14 protein-coding genes are annotated in these 21,090 nt (G+C 37.0%); 5 read left to right on the forward strand and 9 right to left on the reverse strand.

The genetic code is table 11. The annotated features are described in order from the left end of the window. Positions 1-407: 407 nt before the first annotated feature. Positions 408-1,625, reverse strand: coding sequence for a 2-oxoglutarate dehydrogenase complex dihydrolipoyllysine-residue succinyltransferase (gene odhB, locus LOK78_RS08395; protein ID WP_166956180.1), 1,218 nt, complete (start codon positions 1,623-1,625; stop codon positions 408-410). Positions 1,626-1,651: 26 nt separating this feature from the next. Beyond that, positions 1,652-4,411, reverse strand: a complete 2,760-nt coding sequence (locus tag LOK78_RS08400) for a 2-oxoglutarate dehydrogenase E1 component (protein ID WP_166956183.1) — start codon at positions 4,409-4,411, stop codon at positions 1,652-1,654. A 112-nt stretch (positions 4,412-4,523) separates the two neighbouring features. On the opposite strand from LOK78_RS08400, the gene LOK78_RS08405 reads away from it, so the two are divergent. Continuing rightward, positions 4,524-5,057: an alpha-ketoglutarate decarboxylase gene (locus LOK78_RS08405; RefSeq protein WP_232634570.1), complete on the forward strand. Its 534-nt coding sequence runs from the start codon at positions 4,524-4,526 to the stop codon at positions 5,055-5,057. Here LOK78_RS08405 and LOK78_RS08410 read toward each other — a convergent pair. Then, the gene (locus tag LOK78_RS08410) at positions 5,054-5,404 is read right to left on the reverse strand and encodes a hypothetical protein (protein WP_232634571.1); all 351 of its coding nucleotides are present in this window, start codon (positions 5,402-5,404) and stop codon (positions 5,054-5,056) included. The genes LOK78_RS08405 and LOK78_RS08410 overlap by 4 nt on opposite strands. Next, a complete protein-coding gene (locus LOK78_RS08415) occupies positions 5,404-6,378 on the reverse strand; it encodes a polyprenyl synthetase family protein (RefSeq protein WP_232634572.1) in 975 nt (324 codons plus the stop codon). Before LOK78_RS08415 ends, LOK78_RS08410 begins: the two co-directional genes overlap by 1 nt. Before the next feature lie 107 nt (positions 6,379-6,485). Here LOK78_RS08415 and LOK78_RS08420 point away from each other — a divergent pair, with 107 nt between their 5' ends. Genes LOK78_RS08420 through LOK78_RS08435 form a run of 4 tightly spaced genes read left to right on the forward strand, consistent with a single transcriptional unit; the run spans position 6,486 to position 13,157 of the window. After that, positions 6,486-7,121 (forward strand): TetR/AcrR family transcriptional regulator, encoded by a 636-nt coding sequence (locus LOK78_RS08420; RefSeq protein WP_232634573.1) that lies wholly within the window; start codon positions 6,486-6,488, stop codon positions 7,119-7,121. After that, complete coding sequence (locus LOK78_RS08425; protein WP_232634574.1) at positions 7,093-8,439, forward strand: TolC family protein; 1,347 nt, start codon at positions 7,093-7,095, stop codon at positions 8,437-8,439. The genes LOK78_RS08420 and LOK78_RS08425 overlap by 29 nt, the downstream gene beginning before the upstream one ends. Positions 8,440-8,457: 18 nt before the next feature. Continuing rightward, positions 8,458-9,633: an efflux RND transporter periplasmic adaptor subunit gene (locus tag LOK78_RS08430; protein WP_053970526.1), complete on the forward strand. Its 1,176-nt coding sequence runs from the start codon at positions 8,458-8,460 to the stop codon at positions 9,631-9,633. Between the two features lie 38 nt (positions 9,634-9,671). Next, the gene (locus tag LOK78_RS08435) at positions 9,672-13,157 is read left to right on the forward strand and encodes an efflux RND transporter permease subunit (RefSeq protein WP_232634575.1); all 3,486 of its coding nucleotides are present in this window, start codon (positions 9,672-9,674) and stop codon (positions 13,155-13,157) included. Between the two features lie 47 nt (positions 13,158-13,204). Here the strand turns inward: LOK78_RS08435 and LOK78_RS08440 are convergent, their stop codons facing one another. The 5 genes from LOK78_RS08440 to LOK78_RS08460 are packed head-to-tail and all read right to left on the reverse strand — an operon-like array spanning position 13,205 to position 21,022. Beyond that, complete coding sequence (locus LOK78_RS08440) at positions 13,205-14,032, reverse strand: endonuclease/exonuclease/phosphatase family protein (RefSeq protein ID WP_232634576.1); 828 nt, start codon at positions 14,030-14,032, stop codon at positions 13,205-13,207. A gap of 2 nt (positions 14,033-14,034) precedes the next feature. Further along, positions 14,035-15,888: a family 43 glycosylhydrolase gene (locus tag LOK78_RS08445; RefSeq protein WP_232634577.1), complete on the reverse strand. Its 1,854-nt coding sequence runs from the start codon at positions 15,886-15,888 to the stop codon at positions 14,035-14,037. Then, the gene (locus tag LOK78_RS08450) at positions 15,885-17,576 is read right to left on the reverse strand and encodes a sulfatase family protein (RefSeq protein ID WP_232634578.1); all 1,692 of its coding nucleotides are present in this window, start codon (positions 17,574-17,576) and stop codon (positions 15,885-15,887) included. Before LOK78_RS08450 ends, LOK78_RS08445 begins: the two co-directional genes overlap by 4 nt. Continuing rightward, positions 17,576-18,460 (reverse strand): carboxylesterase family protein, encoded by an 885-nt coding sequence (locus LOK78_RS08455; RefSeq protein WP_232634579.1) that lies wholly within the window; start codon positions 18,458-18,460, stop codon positions 17,576-17,578. The genes LOK78_RS08450 and LOK78_RS08455 overlap by 1 nt, the downstream gene beginning before the upstream one ends. Further along, entirely contained in the window at positions 18,461-21,022 is a 2,562-nt protein-coding gene (locus tag LOK78_RS08460; RefSeq protein ID WP_232634580.1) for a glycoside hydrolase family 2 TIM barrel-domain containing protein, read from the reverse strand. Between the last annotated feature and the right edge of the window lie 68 nt (positions 21,023-21,090).

Consider the following 21,090-nt stretch of genomic DNA (forward strand, 5'->3'; position numbering starts at 1 on the left):
TTACAATGCTATTAATTAGTTCTTAGGGAGAATTAAGAGGCTCTGTCAACCAAAAGTTTTCAGGGCCTTTTTATTTACAAAAATTACGTAATTCTACGTATTGCATCATAGCGAAATAATAGCGAGCTTTACAAAGCTATTAATCGATTGCCTAATTAAGGGATTTTCAACGCCCTGTGCCACATGGCACAGGGTTCCTTAAATCTACAAAACCTATTTAAACCATGGAAAAAGAATCTAATTCTCTAAACAAATATTTGATCATTGGATTGATGGTTATAGTGTTAATCGTCATCTCCATCAACATCTTTGTAAATTTTTATTAGTTTTAGTTTTTCACGTTAAAAAAGAAAGGGCTTTCAGATATCTGAAAGCCCTTTTTATAAATCATATTGTATGCACTTCGCTTATAGCTCGAGTGCTTTCTTCACATCTCCATTCATTAAAAATTCCACAGGATTTTCCAAGGCTTCTTTAACCGCCACTAAGAATCCTACAGACTCCTTACCATCAATAATTCTATGATCATAAGATAAGGCTAAGTACATCATTGGGTGAATTTCAACTTTTCCGTCTACTGCAATAGGCCTTTCAATAATGTTATGCATTCCTAAAATGGCACTTTGAGGAGGATTAATGATTGGTGTTGACAACATACTTCCAAAAACCCCACCATTTGAAATGGTAAAAGTTCCTCCTGTCATTTCATCAACCGTAATTTGCCCATCACGAGCTCTAATTGCCAATCGTTTTACCTCAGCTTCTACACCTCTAAAAGTTAAATTCTCTGCGTTTCTAATAACAGGCACCATCAAACCTTTAGGACCAGAAACAGCGATGCTAATATCACAAAAATCATAGCTCACCATTTCCTTTTCATCGATCATGGAATTAACCGCAGGATACATTTCCAAGGCTCTAACACACGCCAGAGTAAAAAACGACATAAACCCAAGTCCTACTCCATGTTTGCTCTTAAATTCTTCTTTATATTGGTTTCTAAGCTCAAAAATAGGTGTCATGTTTGCCTCATTGAACGTTGTCAACATGGCTGTCTCGTTTTTAGCAGAGACCAATCTCTCAGCTACTTTACGACGTAACATAGACAACTTAGAACGAGATTCTCCACGAGTTCCTCCTGTTGGGGTTCCCATGGATACCTTGGCATTAATTGCATCTTCCTTAGTTACCCTTCCATCTTTACCTGTTCCAGTTACTTGAGAAGCTTCCATCCCTTTCTCAGCAAGAATCTTTTTAGCTGCAGGACTTGCAGATCCAGTAGCATAGGTACTTTTCTCTGCTACAGGCTCAGCTTTCTTCTCTTCAGCTTTAGGCTCCGCTGGTTTGCTCTCCTCTTTCTTTTCAGATTCACTTCCCTCTGGTTTTGCCGCGTCGGTGTCTATCAAACATACAACTTGGCCCACAGCAACAGCATCCCCTTCTTCAGCTTTTAAGGTAATAGTCCCACTGGCTTCTGCAGGAAGCTCCAGGGTGGCTTTATCACTATCTACTTCAGCAATGGCTTGATCTTTTTCTACATAGTCACCATCTTGTACTAGCCATTCAGCGATTTCAACTTCTGTAATGGATTCTCCTGGTGAAGGAACTTTCATTTCTAAAATCATTGGTCTATAATTTTATGTTTTGGGTATTATATCTTTTGGTTATCTTTTGTTTTATCAAAAACGTAATCTATGACTTCTTGATGACGTCTTTTTGATCTAGTCGAGCTTCCAGCTGCAGGAGCTCCATAAGCTCTTCTGCTGGCTACTCTAAAGGACCTTGCTTCATTAAAATGCATAAGTATAAAGCCATAAGCCCCCATATTTCTTGGTTCTTCTTGAGCCCAAACAACATCATCAACATGTCCATATTTACTAAGAACTTCTCTCATTTCTTCTGCAGGCAGAGGAAATAGTTGTTCAACTCTTACTAAGGCAACATCGTTTCTTCCCAAGGCTTCTCTTTGTTCCAATAAATCATAATAAAATTTACCAGTAACAAAGACTAATGTTTTTACATCTTTAGTTTTAACTGACTGATCATCAATTAACATCTCAAACTTGCCATTTGCAAATTCATCCACGGTTGAGACACATTTAGGATGACGCAACAAACTTTTTGGAGTAAATACAATAAGAGGCTTTCTATAATGAGCCTTCACCTGTCTTCTAAGCAAGTGATACATGTTAGCTGGTGTTGTACAATCGGCTATAAACATGTTATCCTTAGCACATAACTGAAGGTAACGTTCCATTCTTGCTGAAGAGTGTTCTGCTCCCTGACCTTCATAGCCATGAGGCAGCAACATAACCACACCGTTTTGGGTTTTCCATTTATCTTCTCCAGAAGAAATATACTGGTCAATCACGATTTGAGCCCCATTACTGAAGTCCCCAAATTGTGCCTCCCAAACAGTTAAGGTGTTAGGACTTGCCATGGCATAACCATATTCAAAGCCTAAGACCCCATATTCTGACAATAACGAATTGTAAATAAAGAAACGTCCTTGATCTTTGCTTACATTGTTAAGCAATACCACTTCCTCTTCACTATCTTCAACTTTTACAACAGCATGACGGTGAGAGAATGTTCCTCTTTCTACATCCTGACCTGAAATCCTAACCTCATAGCCTTCTTCCAATAAAGTTCCGTAGGCTAAATGTTCTGCCATGGCCCAATCTAACCTATCCTCTTCGAACATGGTTTTTCTAGACTGAACCAACTTTTCAATTTTACGGATGAATTTTTTATCAGATGGCAAAGTTGAAATTACATCTGCAATTCTCTCAAGGCCAGATTTGGAGAATGTGGTGTCAACATTCTTCATCATGGTATCTTCCATGACTCTTTCTAGACCTTTCCATTCATCTTGCATAAATGGCGTAATGACGGTCTTTTCTATTTTTCTTGAATCTTCTAGATTCTCTTCTAATTTAGCTTTGTATTCATCTTCCAGTTGCGATACATAATCAGCATCAATGACCCCTTCAGACATCAACCTTTCAGCATAGATATCTCGTGGATTTTGATGCTTAGAAATCAATTTATACAACTTAGGTTGTGTAAATCTTGGTTCATCTCCTTCATTATGTCCGTATTTACGGTATCCTAACAGGTCAATAAACACATCCTTTTTGAATGCCATTCTAAAATCCAAAGCAAACAAAGTAGCGTGAACTACGGCTTCAGCATCATCAGCATTCACGTGAAGCACCGGCGATAAGGTTACTTTACCTACATCTGTACAGTAAGTACTTGAACGGGCATCCAAATAATTGGTTGTAAAACCAATCTGGTTATTTACTACAATATGAATAGTTCCATTGGTCTTATACCCATCCAATTGTGCCATTTGCACCACTTCATAAGCAATCCCTTGACCAGCAATAGCAGCATCTCCATGCACTACAATTGGCAATACTTTTGAAGGATTGTCTACATATTTATCATCTTGTTTTGCTCTTGCGATTCCTTCAACAACTGAAGCAACAGTTTCTAAGTGCGATGGATTGGGAGCAATGTTTAAATTGATTTCATTTCCTTTAGAAGTAACCCTGTTACTGGTCCAACCAAGGTGGTATTTTACATCGCCATCAAAGATTTCTTCTTCATAGTCCTTACCATCAAATTCACTGAAGATATCTTTTGCCGACTTCCCAAAAATATTGGTCAAGGTGCTTAATCGTCCACGGTGGGCCATACCCATTACAAACTCTTTAACACCATAATCAGCGGCCTGTTCAACCAAAGCATCCAATGCCGGAATTAAAGTTTCTCCTCCTTCCAGCGAAAAACGTTTTTGCCCAACATATTTGGTATGCAAAAAGCTTTCAAATGAAACCGCTTCATTCAGTTTCTTTAAGATATGTTTCTTTCTATCGGTTGAAAATTCTGGATGGTTATCGTTAATGTTTAGTTTATTCTGGATCCACTGAATATGCTCGGGAGTACGAATGTACATGTACTCAATCCCGATGGATTCACAATAAATCTTGTTTAAATGACGAAGAATCTCTCGAAGATTCTGAGCTCCGATGCCTAAAATCTCTCCGGCATTAAAAACGGTGTCCAAATCAGCTTCGGTCAACCCGAAATTCTCTAATGCCAAAGTTGGCTCATATTTTCTTCTATCCCTAACCGGATTGGTTTTGGTAAATAAATGTCCACGAGTCCTATAGCCATCAATCAACTTAACAACCTGAAACTCTTTTTGAACATGTTCTGGAATTTGGGCAGAAACCCCTTCCACGATCTCTCCGTTCATTCCATAGCTTTCACTCCCAAAGTCATATCCTTGAAAAAAGGCTCTCCAGCTGGGTTCTATTGAATCGGGATTTTTTTGGTATTGTTCGTATAAATCAGCGAAAAATGCTGTATGTGCGGCGTTTAAAAAGGAATATTTATCCATTATTAATTTCTGCTTTCTAGCTTTTGGAAAATTTTGTCAAAAATACAACTTTTACCAAAATTAGATGCGGTTTTATTATATTTATGATAACTTTAATTCAAGTATTTACACCATGATACCAACCTACAAACCATTTTCGCAAAAAACCATTTCTATATTTTGCTTTATCCTGTTAATCAGCACTTCCATTCAAGCACAAGAAAAAGAATCTGACTTTTGGAATCATGTGCGATTTGGTGGTGGTATCGGACTGAGTTTTGGAAACGAATTTTTTAGCGGCACTTTGGCTCCGAGCGCCCTTTATGACATCAATCCTTATGTTTCTGTTGGACTCGGACTGAATGGAACCTACAGCAGCAGAAAATACTATCACAAATCAACCATTTTTGGAGGCAGTGTCATAGGCATTTTCAATCCCATTCCACAACTTCAGATATCCACAGAATTTGAGCAATTAAACGTAAACAGGGATTGGGACAGTCGCTGGGGAATTGCCGATGAAAATTACTGGTATCCAGCCCTATTCCTAGGAGCCGGATTTAGAGCCCAAAACGTCACTGTGGGAATGCGCTTTGATGTACTATATAACAGTGAAAAAAGCATTTATGCCCAATCTTGGATGCCGTTTGTAAGGGTTTATTTTTAGGAATATTGATTTCTTAACCACACCTTTTGCCACTCCCGTTGCAGAATCAAAAAGGCCACATCCTCAGATAATTTTAAGGTATCCATTCCGTCTAATTGTTTGATCTTGGACTCTGATACATCTACAATATATAGCAGATTAAGGTATTCGGCGAACCGTTCCTGAATCAGTTTGTAAATGGTTTCATGAAGGATTAACTTGAGGCTACTAGGCAAGATGTCTTGATCAAAATCCAAATCGATATTGGCATATAAAAAGTCCTTATTCAACTGTTTGACAAGCTTTGCATAAAGCTCCTTACCTTGAGCTTCTTCTATTAAATCATTAAAAGTTGCCGGAAGTACCATTATACCGTTCTGTTCATCAATTGTTCTCCAAAAGCTCGCAATAATTGTTTCTTGTCTGCTGAAATATCAAGATTATCCAACATTGAGAATGCTTTTTCTGTATACTCTTTAATAGCCAATTTGGTGGCATCGGCAGATCCACTGTCAGCAAATATGGTTTTGACGGCTTCTATTTTTTCACCCCCATCGTTGGTTTTAGCCGAATAAAAACCTTGAAGCTGATTTCTACTATCAGATGAAGCCATTTCCAATCCTTTTAAATACAAATAGGTCTTCTTATTCTCAATAATATCTCCTCCCACCTGTTTCCCAAAGGTTTTTGGGTCTCCAAAAGCATCCAAATAATCATCTTGCAATTGGAAAGCAACACCAAGATTCTTTCCAAAATCATAAATGCGATCTTGATCTTCTTCTGAAGCTTGAGCAACAATCGCTCCCATTTTCATGGCGGCACCAATCAGAACAGCCGTTTTATATTCGATCATTTTAAGGTATTCTGCAATGGTGACATCGTCTCGAGTTTCAAAATCAATGTCATATTGTTGACCCTCACATACCTCCAAGGCCGTTTTGCTAAATAATTTGGCCAAGTCCTTAAATATTTCTGACTCATAATTTTCAAACAATTGATAAGCCAAAATCAACATGGCATCTCCTGAAAGGATTCCCGTGTTGATATCCCATTTCTCATGAACGGTTTCATTTCCTCTTCTCAGCGGTGCATCATCCATGATATCGTCATGAATCAAGGAAAAATTATGAAACACTTCTATGCTTAATGCCGCATCAAGGGCTTTTTGGTGGTCTCCACTAAAAATATCCGAAGTCATTAAGGTTAAAACAGGCCTTAAGCGCTTTCCTCCTAAAGACAAAATATAATTGATGGGATTGTAGAGATTGGCGGGTTCTTTCTGAACTTTAAAGGTCTCCAAATAATTTAAAAATACCTCTTGGTAAAATGAAATTTGCTGCATGAAACAAAAATAGTTTAAATGCGGGAAGAAGGCAATATTAAAAAATTGTTAAAACTTAGGAAACTTTTTTTGTTTTAAAAGTTTCCTTGACTACTTTTGTCCCGATTATGAAGAATGAAATTTTAAAGACGGCAGCAGACATGTTCTTGAACTATGGATTCAAGAGTGTCACCATGGATGAAATTGCCAATGCTTTGGGAATGTCAAAAAAAACACTCTATCAACATTACTCCAATAAGGAAACCCTTGTTGAAGCAGTAGTGCTTTATATGTTTGAAATTATTTCTACGGGTATTGACGAAATCAGAAAAAAAGAAAACAATCCTATTGAAGAAATTTTTGAAATAAAGGAGTTCCTCATGAGACACCTCAAGGATGAAAAATCATCTCCTCAATTTCAACTTCAAAAGTATTACCCAAAAATATTTGAAAATGTAAAATCCAAACAACTTTGCGTCATGCAAGATTGCGTGGTGTGCAATTTGGAACTAGGTGTTTCCTTAGGATTATATAGAGATTCCATTGATGTTCCATTTATATCAAAAATATATTTCAACTGTATGATGGCTTTAAAGGACAAAGAATTATTCCCACTAGAACGATTCTCCATGCGGTCCTTAATGAATCACTATTTGGAATACCACCTTAGGGGAATTTGTACCCCAAAAGGATCTGAAATTCTTGAAACCTATTTAAAAAATCAAACATTACCCAATGAAACAAACCCTGATACTAATCTTTAGCCTTTTATTAGGCCTTCCTATCCTTTCTCAGGAAATTCAGGAGCAAAGTTTTAGTTTACAAGAAGCAATCGATTATGCATTGGAGCATAACCGATCTGCGTTAAATGCTCAAAAAGACATTGAGGCAGCCGAACAACAAAAATGGGAAACCACGGCAACCGGTTTACCACAACTGGATGCTAAAATTGACTATCAAAATTTCATAAAACAGCAAGTTCAATTAGTTCCTGCAGAATTTTTTGGTGGAAATCAAGGCGAATTCTTACCTGTTACCTTTGGAACGAAGCAAAGCGTCAATGCTTCAGCGACATTGAACCAATTGTTATTTGATGGTTCCTACTTAGTTGGCTTGCAATCTGCCAAAGTGTATTTGGAAATCTCAGAAAACGCCAAAGAAAAAACCGATTTAGAAGTTCGTAGGGCGGTAATCAATGCGTATGGAAATGTTTTGCTCTCCAAAGAGTCCGTAAAAATATTGAATAGAAACATTCAGGTGGTTGAAGAAAACTTGAATGAAACGGACAAGATTTTTCAAGAAGGATTGGAAGAGCAAGAAAGTGTCGAGCAATTGCAAATCACCCTTTCTAGTTTAAAGAGCAACTTAAACAGATCTGAAAGACTGGAGAAATTGGCTTATCAAATGCTTAACATTACTCTTGGTTTGGATATCAATTCTCCTGTAACGCTTACCGATGATTTGGAAGCCTTGGCATTACAAAACATGAGTTTAGACCTGCTTAATGTTGAAGAAAATGTTAGTAATAATATTGACTTTCAAATTGCAGAAAATGATAAAATTTCCAAAGAGCTACTATTGAAATTAGAAAAAAGCAAGTTTTTACCAACTCTTAATGCTTTTGTTAATGGAGCCTATATGGGTAACAGTAATGATTTCTCTTTCTTGCAAAACGACCAGCTTTGGTATGGTTCCTCTCTCCTAGGTGTTAGTTTGAACATTCCCATATTTAGTTCTGGAATGCGAAGTGCCGCAACCCAACGCGCAAAAATCAATTTGGAAAAAGCGGAAACAGATTTAACAGAAACAGAGCAACAAATAAAACTGGAAATCGCAAAAGCCAAAACCGAATACCAATATGCCATTGAAGATTATGAAATCAAAAAAGAGAATCTGGAATTGGCAGAACGCATTGAGCAAAAAAACCAAACAAAATTCTTTGAGGGAATCGGCTCCAGTTTTGACTTAAGACAAGCCCAAACTCAGCTATATCAAGCACAACAAGACTTTTTACAAGCCATGTTAAATGTGATCAACTTCAAAGTTGACCTAGAAACGGCTTTAAATACTATTAACAACTAATTTTTGAAAATCCTTATCATGAAAAAGATATACATCCTTTTGGCCACTGTCCTTATTCTTACCTCTTGTGGAGGAGAAAAGAAGAAGAATTCCGTAGAGAATGTCTTAGAGTCAAAAAATATTGAATTACTTAGAAATAAAAGGACTGAAATTGTTGCAAAGCAACAGGAGATCGCCGACCAGCTTAAGCTTATTGATGCAGAAATCTCTAAGCTGGATACCGTTAAGCATGCTCCTTTGATTACTACCATCAAGGTGAATACTGAAGAATTTGTGCATTACTTAGAAATACAAGGAAATGTTACCACCAAAAACTTAATTACCATTTACCCTGAATATAATGGAATCCTAACTCAAGTTTTTGTAAAAGAGGGGCAAAAAGTAAACAAAGGTCAAATTCTCGCCAAGATTGATGACGGTGGATTAAGCCAGCAATTGGCCCAACTTAAGATTCAAGAAGATTTGGCTAAAACCACATTTGATCGCCAAAAAAGACTTTGGGAGCAAAATATTGGTAGCGAAATGCAATACCTTCAAGCCAAATCAAATTATGAAACACAAGCTGAAGCAGTCAATCAATTAAAACAACAAATAGGAAAAACTACGGTGACAGCTCCTTTTTCTGGAACAATTGACGATGTTATTACAGAACAGGGTAATGTGGTTTCAGTAGGCATGTCTCCCCTATTCAGATTGGTGAATTTAAGTGATATGTATATAGAGACCGATGTGCCTGAAAGTTATTTGACAGATATCAAAAAAGGAAAATCGGTAATCGTTGATTTCCCAATTCTAGGAAAACAAATAGATACCGAAATCAGACAAGTGGGTGATTATATCAATCCGGCAAACCGCACCTTCAAAGTGGAAGTAGCCATTCCAAATGATGATAAATCGATTAAGCCAAACTTAACAGCCAAACTGAAGATCAATGATTACACCAGTGAAAAAGCCCTATTGATTCCTCAGAGTATTATTTCTGAGAATGCTCAAGGAGAACAATTTATCTATACAGTTAAGGATAAACAAGGTGAAAATGAAGGAAAAGCCCAAAAAACCATTATTAAAACAGGTAGAAACCAGGGGGACATTGTTGAAGTACTTGATGGAATTACAGATGGAGAAGAAATAATCATGGAAGGTGCTAGAAGTGTTAAAGACGGGCAACCTGTAAAAATCATTGAGGTTAAATAACCTTGTTACAGCTATTCATTGATCCAAACTAGAAACCAATGACCAAAAATAAAAAACAAGTCGATAAAGAATTTAAATGGTCTTCGTGGGCCATTAACAACAAGACCACCATTTATGTCCTCATTTTGGTTTTCTTTTACTTAGGTATTTCGGCCTTTTTTGAGATGCCAAGAGAAAACTTTCCTGAGGTAAATGAAACCAAAATTTATGTCAGCACCATATTTCCTGGAAATACGGCTGAGGACATTGAAAAATTGGTCACAGACCCTCTGGAAGATGAGCTGAATACGGTGAGTAATGTGGTTGAAATAACCTCAACATCTCAGGAAGATTACTCCATGATTGTAGTGGAATTTGATGAGCACTTAACCGTAGAACAAGCCAAACAAAAGGTTAAGGATAAAATTGACACCAAAAAATCAAGTGAAGATTGGCCCACCTTTAATGAGGCCAAAGTAGAACCAGATGTGTTTGAGTTGAGCATGTCTGAAGAGATGCCCATTTTAAATATCAATATCTCTGGGGATTATCCTATTGAGAAACTGAAGGAATACGGAGAAGTTCTTCAAGATGAAATTGAAGATCTTATGGAAATCAAGGAGGTTGCCATTAGAGGTGCTCAGGAAAAAGAAGTTGAAGTAGCTGTAGACATCTATAAAATGATGGCCTCTCAAGTTACTTTCAATGATATCATTGGAGCCATAAATGGGGGAAATACGACCATGTCTGCCGGAAATCTTATAGTAAGTGGACAGCGGAGAACCATCCGTATTTTAGGAGAAATTGATAATCCTACACAACTAAACAATTTTGTTGTTAAGTCGGAAGACGGACATGCCATTTACTTAAAGGATGTAGCTAAAGTTTCTTTTCAAGAAGAGGATAAAACCACATTTGCACGTGAGTTTGGACAACCTGTTGTGATGCTTGATGTAAAAAAACGAGCTGGAAAGAACATGGTGGATGCCGTTGATAAGATAAAAGTGATTGTAGAAGATGCCATTGAAAATGAATTTCCGCAGGATTTAAAAATCACTTACGCAAACGACCAATCATCTGTTACCATTGGTCAAGTAGATGACCTAGTAAACAACATCATCTTTGGGGTGATTCTGGTTGTTACCGTCTTAATGTTCTTTTTAGGCTTTAAAAACGCAGTATTTGTTGGTTTTGCCATACCTATGTCCATGTTTATGTCCTTGATGATTCTAAACTTCTTTGACATTACGTTGAATACCATGGTACTTTTTGGACTCATTATGGGACTAGGAATGTTGGTTGACAATGGTATTGTAGTTGTTGAGAACGTATACCGATTAATGGATGAAGAAGGCATGAGCCGTAAAAAAGCAGCCAAAATGGGAATCGGGGAAATTGCGTTTCCTATTATCATTTCTACAGCGACGACCGTGGCGGCATTTATTCCTTTGGGTCTTTGGCCAGGAATTATGGGTGAATTTATGATTATCCTACCGCAAACCTTATCCATTGTACTTGGATCATCTCTTTTCGTTGCTATTTTCTTTAATTCGGTACTAGTATCCCAATTTATGAGTACTGAAGATAAAGACATGCCACTCAAGCGTATCATTGTCTTGACCTCGATTATTGCCTTTTTTGGCATTATAGTTTTTGTCGTGGGTGGTGAATACCGCGCCTTAGGAAGTTTGATGGTTTTTACCGCGATTATGTTATGGGTGTACCGCATCTTTTTACGTAAATGGGCAAACAATTTCCAAACCAAGACACTAGTTAAACTCGAGCGCTGGTATGAAGGTCAATTGCGTTGGGCGCTTTCGGGATGGAGACCTTATGGTTTGACTATTGGAATCTTTGCAATGTTAATTATATCAATTTTTGGATTTAAAATTTCTCTAGAACAAAAAAGAACCAAAGTGGAGTTCTTCCCTGACAACAAGCCCAATCAAATTATTGTTTATATCGAATACCCTGAAGGAACAGCCATTGAAAAAACAAATACTATTACCAAGGAAATAGAGAAACGTGTTTATACCGTTTTGAATGATAAAGAATATACTGACGATGGCTATAACTATATGGTGGAAAGCGCCGTTTCCCAAGTGGGAGAAGGAGCTGGAAACCCGCAAACTGATGGTGGATCTGCAGCAGAAATGCCCCATAAGGCTAAGATTACGGCCTCTATGCGCGAGTTTAAATACAGAAGAGGAAAAGACAGTGAATTACTAAGACAAAAGGTTCAGGAAGAATTAGCTGGTATTTATCCAGGAGTACTAATATCCGTAGAAAAGGATGCTGCTGGTCCACCAGCTGGATCTCCCATTAATATTGAGCTACAAGGTGAAGATTACGATCAATTGATTAACACCGCAGAACAAATGCGTGAATTCATCAACAGTAAAAATGTCCCTGGAGTTGATGAACTTAAAATTGATGTGAATAAGGACAAACCAACCATGAAGGTTGTTGTAGATCGTGAAAAAGCAGGGGAAATGGGTATAAGCGCCGCTCAAGTAGGTCAACAACTTCGAAACTCCGTTTTTGGTTCCAAGGCAGGAATCTATAAAGAAGGCGGGGACGATTTTGATATTTATGTGAGATTCAATGAGACTAACAGATATAATTTAAATGCCTTATTCAATCAAAGAATCACATTCAGAAACAATAAAGGACAATTGATTGAAGTTCCTGTTTCTGCAGTGGCTTCATATGAGAACAATTCTGGATTTAATGCCATTAAACACAAAGACACCAAAAGGGTTGTTACCGTGTATTCTGCTTTAGCACCAGGATTTACTGATGCAGGTGCTGTGGTATCTCAAATTCAAAATGAAATGAAATCCTATGAAGGACTTCCTGAAAGTATAAAAATTGATTACACGGGGCAAATTGAAGAGCAAAACAAGCAGATGGCCTTCTTGGTAAGTGCATTTTTCACAGGACTGATGTTGATTTTCTTTATCCTAATCTTTCAATTCAATTCAATCTCCAAGCCAGCTATTATTATGATTGCTATCTTCCTAAGTTTTATTGGGGTATTTGGCGGACTTGTAATTACTGGAAAAGCTTTCGTTATTATGATGACTATGGTGGGAATTATATCCTTGGCTGGGATTGTTGTAAACAACGGGGTGGTTCTTTTGGATTACGCACAACTATTGATTGACAGGAAGAAAAATGAATTGGATCTAGACGATGACGAATATCTTGAAGAAAAGGACTTGTTTGAAGCTATTGTTAGAGCAGGGAAAGCACGTTTAAGACCGGTATTACTAACCGCAATAACTACCATTTTGGGATTAATCCCTTTGGCCATAGGTTTAAACATCAACTTCTTTACCCTGTTTAAAGAGTTTGACGCCAATATCTATTTTGGAGGAGATAATGTGGTCTTTTGGGGGCCATTGGCTTGGACTGTAATTTATGGTCTGTTTATAGCCACCTTCTTGACCTTGATCATTGTTCCTATTTTGTTTTTCCTAATTACGAAATTCAAAATGTGGTTAAAAAATAGGGTTAAAGATACCGAAGCTTTAACCTCCTAAAATTAATATAAGAAAAGAAAAACGCTTCCAAATGGAAGCGTTTTTTATTAGTTTAAATGAAGCTCTACCACTATAGGAAAATGATCAGAAGGATAGTGTAAATCCCAATTATCACTCAAAACGGCATACTTGTTTACCTGAATGTTTTCACTTACGAATATAAAATCAATTCTTCTTGTGACCGGTTCATTGAAATGAAACCCATTGAAGGTGCCAGTGGGTCCAAAAGCCAAATTGGAAATGGTTTTGGAATCCTTTAAAGTCCGAAGAATATATTGTATACTTTCATGTTCTGGCTCCATATTAAAATCACCCGTTAAAACTACTGGTAATTGATCCTTGTTAAGCTCCTTAATTTTTTCAATAATTAATACGGCACTATTTTTCCTGGCTTCCTTTCCCACATGATCAAAATGGGTATTGAAGATCCAAAATTTCTCATCAGTATTTTGATTTTGCAGTAAAGCATAAGTACAAACACGGTTACAAACAGCATCCCAACCCATACCAACTTTTTCCGGAGTTTCAGATAACCAAAAGGTAGAAGATTCCAGTACTTTAAATTTCTTCTTTTTATAAAAAATAGCCGAGTATTCCCCTTCATCCTTACCATCGTCCCTACCAACTCCCAATGAGGCATATTCTGGTAATAAAAGAGACATATCTTTCATCTGATTGGGCATCGCTTCTTGAACTCCCATCACGTCTGGCTCATGAAATTTTATTTGATTTATAAAAAATGGCTTTCGGTTGGTCCAGCTATTTTCACCCTCCTTAGGGTAATCCAGCTTAATATTATAAGTCATTACTTTTAATTCTTGCGATTGGGCAAGAACAACCAATAACATAAAAATTCCAGTAACTATTTTTTTCATGATTACTCTACTAGTATAATTTCACTCTTGTCTGAAATCCCATTTTCATTAAAAGCTTCAATGGTAAAATAGTAAGGTGTATCTCTATCTAAACAACGCATAAAATGTTCATTGGTATCATAAACCAACCAAGACTGGTACAATTTATCTGGAGCAATTCCCCAACGAATATTATATCCTTGTGCTCCATTTACCGCATTCCATTTAAGAGTTGCATCCCTTCTATCTTTTTCACGCTCAATATTAAATCCTTCAACCTTTTTGGGTTTTTCACCAAGACCCAAACCAAAAACTCGAAATTCTGACATAGCAAAATTGGCCCCCGGTACTTTTATATTTTTATAACGAACAAACTTAGCCTGTACGGGGTCATCCAGTACGATGTATGCATTTGGAGCATCAATGTCACTTTGACTTCTATCAACCATCGTTTGCCATTGCTCACCATCTTCTGACACCTCTATTACAAATTGATGTTTCAACCCTTCCGTACGGGTATAGATCCCTGTCTCGTAATCGTGAAAATTAAGTTGGAAAGCGTAAACTTTTCCCGGGTTTACCATTTCAATTTTAATCCATTGTTTATCGTCATTAGCTTCAGACACCCAAAACGTCTTTGGATTTTCATCAGTAAATACTTTAGAAATTATTTCTCCCTTAGCATTAGTTTCTACAGGTAATTCTGTAACCTTTACTTCATCATCATTAGAAGTAAATTTCATGATTTGTTTTAAAGAGGAGGACACCGTAGCATCCCCTTTATAGGAAAGTAACATCCATCCGTTATGCTCTCCTGCTTTTGTAGGATGACTGGGGGCATATCTAGGATAATCGCCATAGGACGTATTAGAGTACATCAAACCATCGGCATCAAAAAAGGTAGGAAACATACATAAACGGCGTTCCCATTGTGAATTTGAAGCCAAGGCCATTGTTGCAAAATGCCAATATTGTCCATTGGTTTGTTTTACGGTAATACCGTGTCCCGCCCCATTAGTAAAACCTCCAGGTTTGAAACTCATAGGGTTATTTTTCATGTATGTAAAAGGCCCTAGTGGTGTTTCACCCACATAAACTCCATCAGCATACACATTAAACTGGGTTCCAGGAGCTGCATATTGTAAATAGTATTTCCCGTTGTGTTTGGTCATGGAAGCTCCTTCCATATAACCTTCTTTCAAAGTAGGATGAAAATTATTTTCTCCAAATCGCTCCCAGCCATGTTCATCTTCAACTAAGTTGATTAATTCTTTCCTGACTCCTGTTTCTAAAAAACGATCATCTCGATTCAGCATTTTCACCTGAATGGGGTGAACATTTGATGAGCCCCAATACAAATATGCTTTTCCATCATCATCTATGAATAATTCGGAATCTTGAATATTATTAGAAATGGAAGGAGTAGGTGTCCATTTTCCACTTTTAGGATCATCAGTATAAAGGATACTACCATAGCCTGCGGGGTCTCCCGCAAAATATACTAAGGAATCTTTATAGTTGAAAGCTGTAGGAGCATTGCAACCCTCAAAGAACCATTGTTGTGGTTTAATAAACTTCCAATTTACCAAATCGGTTGAATGCCAATACCCAAATGATCGGGTTACGAACATATAATATTCGCCTTTAAACTCAATAACTGCAGGATCGGCTCCCGAACGATATGATATATTCCTACTTGAATTGTAAACCATATAGGTATAATCAATATCTAATGGATTACAATAGGTCTCACTTTCTTTATTTAACTGCTCTTTTTTTCCAGAGTCAGAATTCGTCATTTGCTTTGATTCAGATTCCTCTTTACAGGAAGTAAAACCAATAAAAAAGATTAGCGATATAATAGTTAAAACTCTCATGGTGTGTAATCTTTATCTTTTATAGGGTCATAAGCTGTTCCAGTATGACCTCTTAATTTTTCAAATTGTTTGTAAGCCCTCTCTACTTTTTCCTTTGGAGCTTGTTCCAACTCTTTTTCTGTGACTTGATATTGCTCTTCAAGTTCTGCCAGCCTTTTTCTTAATTGAGCTTCAATGGCATCATACTCTGGATTATCAATCTGATTATGAATTTCCTTTGGGTCTTCTTCTAAATCATATAACTCCCAGGTATCAATATCATCATAAAAATGCATGAGCTTATAGCGATTGGTCCTTACCCCATAATGCTTTTTCACCATGTGAAATGCAGGATAATCATAGTAATGGTAATACACGGCATCCCTAAAATCTTCATCTTCCATGGAATTTTCCATTAAGGGCCTTAAGGATTTACCTTGCATATCATTTGGAATTTCAGCCCCTGCATAATCCAAAAATGTTTCAGCAAAATCAAGGTTTTGTGTAAGAGCTGTCACTTCAGAACCTGCTTTGATATGGCCAGGATACTTCATCATCAAAGGCATTGCCAAAGATTCTTCATACATGTAGCGCTTATCAAACCACCCCTTTTCACCTAAATAAAATCCTTGATCGGTGGTATAAACTACAATGGTATTTTCCTCTAACCCATTTTCTTTAAGATAATCCAAAATTTCCCCAACTCCTTCATCAACTGAAGCAATCGTAGCCAAGTACTCTTGTAAAAATCGCTGCCCTTTATATTTTGCCAATTCCCTACCAGTCAAATTAGCATCATGAAACGCATCATTTTTGGAAGCATATGCTGAATCCCAAATTTTTCGTTGTTCAACTGTCATCCTATCAAAATCATTAGTCCATGGATTCCAAGCCAATTCAGGCTTTCCCTTTTCTTTGGTTAATTTTAAATCATGGCCCTCATAGGTGTCCTTATAAATGGTTTGAAGTTGTTCCTGAGAACCCAAGGATCCCTCATGATTCGTAAAATAGGTATCTGGAAGAGGGAACTTAATGGAATCGTATTTGTTTAAATGACGAATAGCTGGCATCCAATTTCTATGAGGCGCTTTGTGTTGAACCATTAGCATAAACGGTTGCCCCCCATCCTTAGCAGTCTTCATAAAATCTAGGGCTTGATTGGTAATAATGTCTGTTGCATAGCCAGGAATATCCAAAGTATCAGCCGTTTTACCTTGTTCTCCTTGTTTTATAAAGGTGGGGTTGTAATAGTGCCCTTGATCTTCAAGAATGTTCCAATAGTCAAATCCTTGAGGCAATCCATTTAAGTGCCATTTTCCAACTAACCCCGTTTTATAACCCTCTTTTTGAAGCATTTTTGGAAAGGTCGGTTGGCTACCATCAAAACTTTCTCCATTCATCCTAAACCCATTGATGTGGCTAAACTTACCTGTTAAAACTACCGCTCTACTTGGTCCACACAACGAATTGGTACAAAAATTATTTTTAAACAACACGCCTTCATCTGCAATTCGGTCAATATTTGGCGTGGGAGCCAACTTTCCAATAGGATGACCATATGCACTGATGGCTTGTTCGGCATGGTCATCTGCCATAATGTAAACGATATTAGGTCTTTTGGCTTCTTTCTGCTCAGGCTTTTCGTCTTCTTTTTGTTTACAACTTTGACCTATAAGTATTAAACAAATTAGGTATACAATATGTTTCATTAGGATTTAGTTTTAATAATGGTTGTTTGAATAACCTCATCATTAATCATCGTTCTTTGAAAAAAATTGAAGACCTTATCCAACTCCTCATAAGGAATTCGTGAAATTTCATGCTTCCCTCCTTTAACAATGTTAAAATAATATGAGGTTTCAAAGTCTTCTAACTTATCTACAATCACCTTTGCTCCATCCAGAAATAAATAACCAGGCTTCTCTGGATCACAAAAGTGATGTGGCGCCGATGCAAATGGCACTAAGTTATCTTCTGTGCCATGGTAAAAGACACTAGGTATGGCATTCTCTTTTGTTATGTATTCAGCATTTACAATAGCCCCAGCACATGAAAACATGCCTGCAAATTGAACCTGCTTATATTTCTCTAAATTATCTGCAAAATGCTCTTTCATAAACACCGCGTTCAAAGTGCCCTCTGCCCCAGCGCTACTTCCTCCAGCAATAAGGAGCTTGGTGTCGACATGCAATTGATTAGAATTGGAAACCACAAAGGCTGCTGCATCTAAATAATCAATAGCTGCTTGTTTAAAAACCTCCAGTTTATCCTCTTTAGTACAATCGCAACCGAATCCTGTTTTGGTACCTTTTCTAAGTAACCTATAAGAAATAGAAATACCAATATATCCATGCTGTGCGGCATATTGGCAAAGTTCTGCATCATCTTTAAAATCTCTAGAACCCACAGAAAATCCACCCCCATGCATCCATAACAATGTTGGTAGTTTATCCCCTGCCTTAATATTCTCTGGAGTATAAACATCCAGTTTTAAAGTATCCTTTCCTTTAATAGAATAGGTATAAGTTGTTTTGGTTTGTGCGGTTGCATATACACCAAGAAATAAGAAAAGTGCAATAGTTAAAACTCTCATTTAATTAATTTTTTTTATTAAAATGCCACTTAGGACGGGTTTACCTTCTACTGGTTTTAAAGTGATCTTAAGACCTTCATTCTTCGGAATAAGGATATTTGATATGATACTAACTCCATATTTTTCTGGATATTCTGAAGCCAGGTTGACATTTTTCTGAACCAAATGCCCATTAAGATATATGTCAAATATGCGACGGTTTGCTACTTCAACATCCTCAGCAGATTGGGTCAAGTTATAAATGTTTTGAGTGGGTTTCATTTTTGGTTCAGCAAAAAACAAACTTACTTGATATTCACCGCTAGGTATATCTACCTTATAATCGGTACATCCTTCTAACATGGTTTGAAACAAGGGGTCTGATGTGGTGTTTCTAACATTAAACGGAACGCCTTGATTTTTATCCTTGGTCATACCATAAGGGGCTCCACTCAGATAACCATATCCAGGGGTTTGATATGTCTGGTCTGGTACAAATGTGAGATTTCGTTCTTGATCATGAAAATAAAAATGTCCCCCAACATTAATCCCAAACTGATCAAAGTTTTTAAAATCTAAGGTCTCTAATTTATGAACTGAAACCACTTTTTCTACAGAAGAATTACCGGCCTCTAACCTCAATATGTTTTCACCATCTCGAAAAGGAACTTCCACGCTTGCTGCCCCATTTTCAAATGAAATTTCACCCAAGTTTATTCCATTTACATAAACCATCCCTTTAGGTTGATTTGAATACACTTGAATAGGATAAGTTTCATCTTGAAACAAGGTTAGTCCCGACAAGAAATCAGTTGCGATATATACAAAAGGTTCTCTTTTATCTAAAACTGATTTATACCAGAAATAAATATCCTTTGGAGTTCTATCGTATTGCACTAATCCTTTTTGATTGACGTGCGGTATGGCGTCTCCTCGAAATTCTGAACCAAAATCTGCAAAATTCCACGCTGTCATTCCTGTCATAAAAGGTCGTTCCTGAATCTGTTTTACATAGGATTGATGCAACTTAAATTGGTAATCTGTTGAGAAATCAAACTTTTTGGGGGTTTTTGTAAAAATGCGAACATCGGCTCCAGGACCGTATTCAGAAAGTAACATGGAACGTTTTGGAAACCGTTGGTGCTGTTCATCTAAAAATGAACCTAAGTCTTTTATCTCAGCATCGTACCATCCAAAATACAGGTTCCAACCTAAAACCATTGGTAGATCTGCAATGCCTGTTTCATTATAGATTTCATTTAAATGGCAAGCCATAACGGTTAATCTATTTGGCGCTAACTCACGAGTCAAATTCTCCAATTGATTGGCTAATTTAAGTGTGGTTGATTTGAGTGCAGTTCGTTCCTCTTCAGAGTATTTATCAAACACCATACGAATGAAAATTTCATTCATATACCCAAACATCACCACCGAAGGATAATTATAATATTGTTTAATATGCTCCTTTTGCATGTTGATACAAACATCAAAAAACTCAGGAGAGTCTGTTACTTTATTAACGATGGGGATTTCAGTCCAGACTAAAATTCCCAGCTCATCACATAGCTTATACAAATCCCGATGATGGGGGTAGTGAGCAAACCGTATAACATTCCCTCCCATATTTTTAATGAGATAAATGTCCTTTTCCTGAAGCTCAATAGGAACCGCATTACCTAAACCTTGAAAATCTTGATGTCTATTGACTCCTATTAATTTAATCGGCTTCCCATTTAAAAAGAATCCTTTATCAGGATCCACAGATGTCCATCTAAAACCTACATGAGAATGCTTTGTTTCTAACACTTCCCCATGAGCATCTTTTAATTTTAGAACAAGGTCATATAAATAGGGTTGCTCTGGCGACCACAGCTTTGGCTGATAAACCAAAGGCAGTTTTACTTTAAATTCATTGGATGATTCTGCCGGTAATTTGAAAGATTCTGTGCGGCTTTTTACTAATTCACCATTGGCATCCAATAATTCCATATGCAGAGATACTTCAGAATTTGTATTGGAGGTATTATCTAATATTGAAGAAACTTCAACCCCAGCCTTTTCATTTGACACTTCATAATAATCGACATAGAACCCTTCCGAAGCAAAATCATTAAAACTAAAATGTTGCTTTGGTAAAGAAATGAGTTCAACCTCCCGATAAATCCCTCCATAAAAGGTAAAATCGGCATTTAAAGGTGGGATGTTCTCATTATGAGAGTTGTCAACTGTAACTTCAATAAGATTATATTCCCCAAATTTAATGAATGGTGTGATATTAAAATTAAATGCTGTATATCCTCCTTTGTGATTACCAATCAACGTACCATTTACGTAAACGGTAGCCTCTTGATTGACGGCATTGAATTTTAGAAATTGAATTTCATCCTTTTCCTCTACAGGAATATAAATTTGTTTTTTATAATATCCTTGACCTCTCCTATAACCAGGGTAATCATCAAAAGCATCTTCAAGATTCCATGTGTGTGGTAAATTAATGGTTTCCCAAGTATTGTGATCCTCTGAAAATTGCCAGCCAGAGTTTATGGTTTGCGTTTGGCAAAAGAAAACATCACAGCAAAACAACGCTAATAATAGGATGCTTGCTGTAACGTTTTTGCCAGATGGTAATTTAAATTTGATAATAAATATTT

Source organism: Mangrovimonas futianensis (assembly GCF_021245805.1).
Classification (GTDB): domain Bacteria; phylum Bacteroidota; class Bacteroidia; order Flavobacteriales; family Flavobacteriaceae; genus Mangrovimonas; species Mangrovimonas futianensis.

Coding starts and splice junctions, on each gene's coding strand:
- LOK78_RS08445 (WP_232634577.1), bottom strand. CDS start 15,888: ATGAGAGTTTTAACTATTATATCGCTAATCTTTTTTATTGGTTTTACT.
- LOK78_RS08430 (WP_053970526.1), top strand. CDS start 8,458: ATGAAAAAGATATACATCCTTTTGGCCACTGTCCTTATTCTTACCTCT.
- LOK78_RS08435 (WP_232634575.1), top strand. CDS start 9,672: ATGACCAAAAATAAAAAACAAGTCGATAAAGAATTTAAATGGTCTTCG.
- LOK78_RS08405 (WP_232634570.1), top strand. CDS start 4,524: ATGATACCAACCTACAAACCATTTTCGCAAAAAACCATTTCTATATTT.
- LOK78_RS08415 (WP_232634572.1), bottom strand. CDS start 6,378: ATGCAGCAAATTTCATTTTACCAAGAGGTATTTTTAAATTATTTGGAG.
- LOK78_RS08420 (WP_232634573.1), top strand. CDS start 6,486: ATGAAGAATGAAATTTTAAAGACGGCAGCAGACATGTTCTTGAACTAT.
- LOK78_RS08400 (WP_166956183.1), bottom strand. CDS start 4,411: ATGGATAAATATTCCTTTTTAAACGCCGCACATACAGCATTTTTCGCT.
- LOK78_RS08425 (WP_232634574.1), top strand. CDS start 7,093: ATGAAACAAACCCTGATACTAATCTTTAGCCTTTTATTAGGCCTTCCT.
- LOK78_RS08410 (WP_232634571.1), bottom strand. CDS start 5,404: ATGGTACTTCCGGCAACTTTTAATGATTTAATAGAAGAAGCTCAAGGT.
- odhB (WP_166956180.1), bottom strand. CDS start 1,625: ATGATTTTAGAAATGAAAGTTCCTTCACCAGGAGAATCCATTACAGAA.
- LOK78_RS08455 (WP_232634579.1), bottom strand. CDS start 18,460: ATGAGAGTTTTAACTATTGCACTTTTCTTATTTCTTGGTGTATATGCA.
- LOK78_RS08450 (WP_232634578.1), bottom strand. CDS start 17,576: ATGAAACATATTGTATACCTAATTTGTTTAATACTTATAGGTCAAAGT.
- LOK78_RS08440 (WP_232634576.1), bottom strand. CDS start 14,032: ATGAAAAAAATAGTTACTGGAATTTTTATGTTATTGGTTGTTCTTGCC.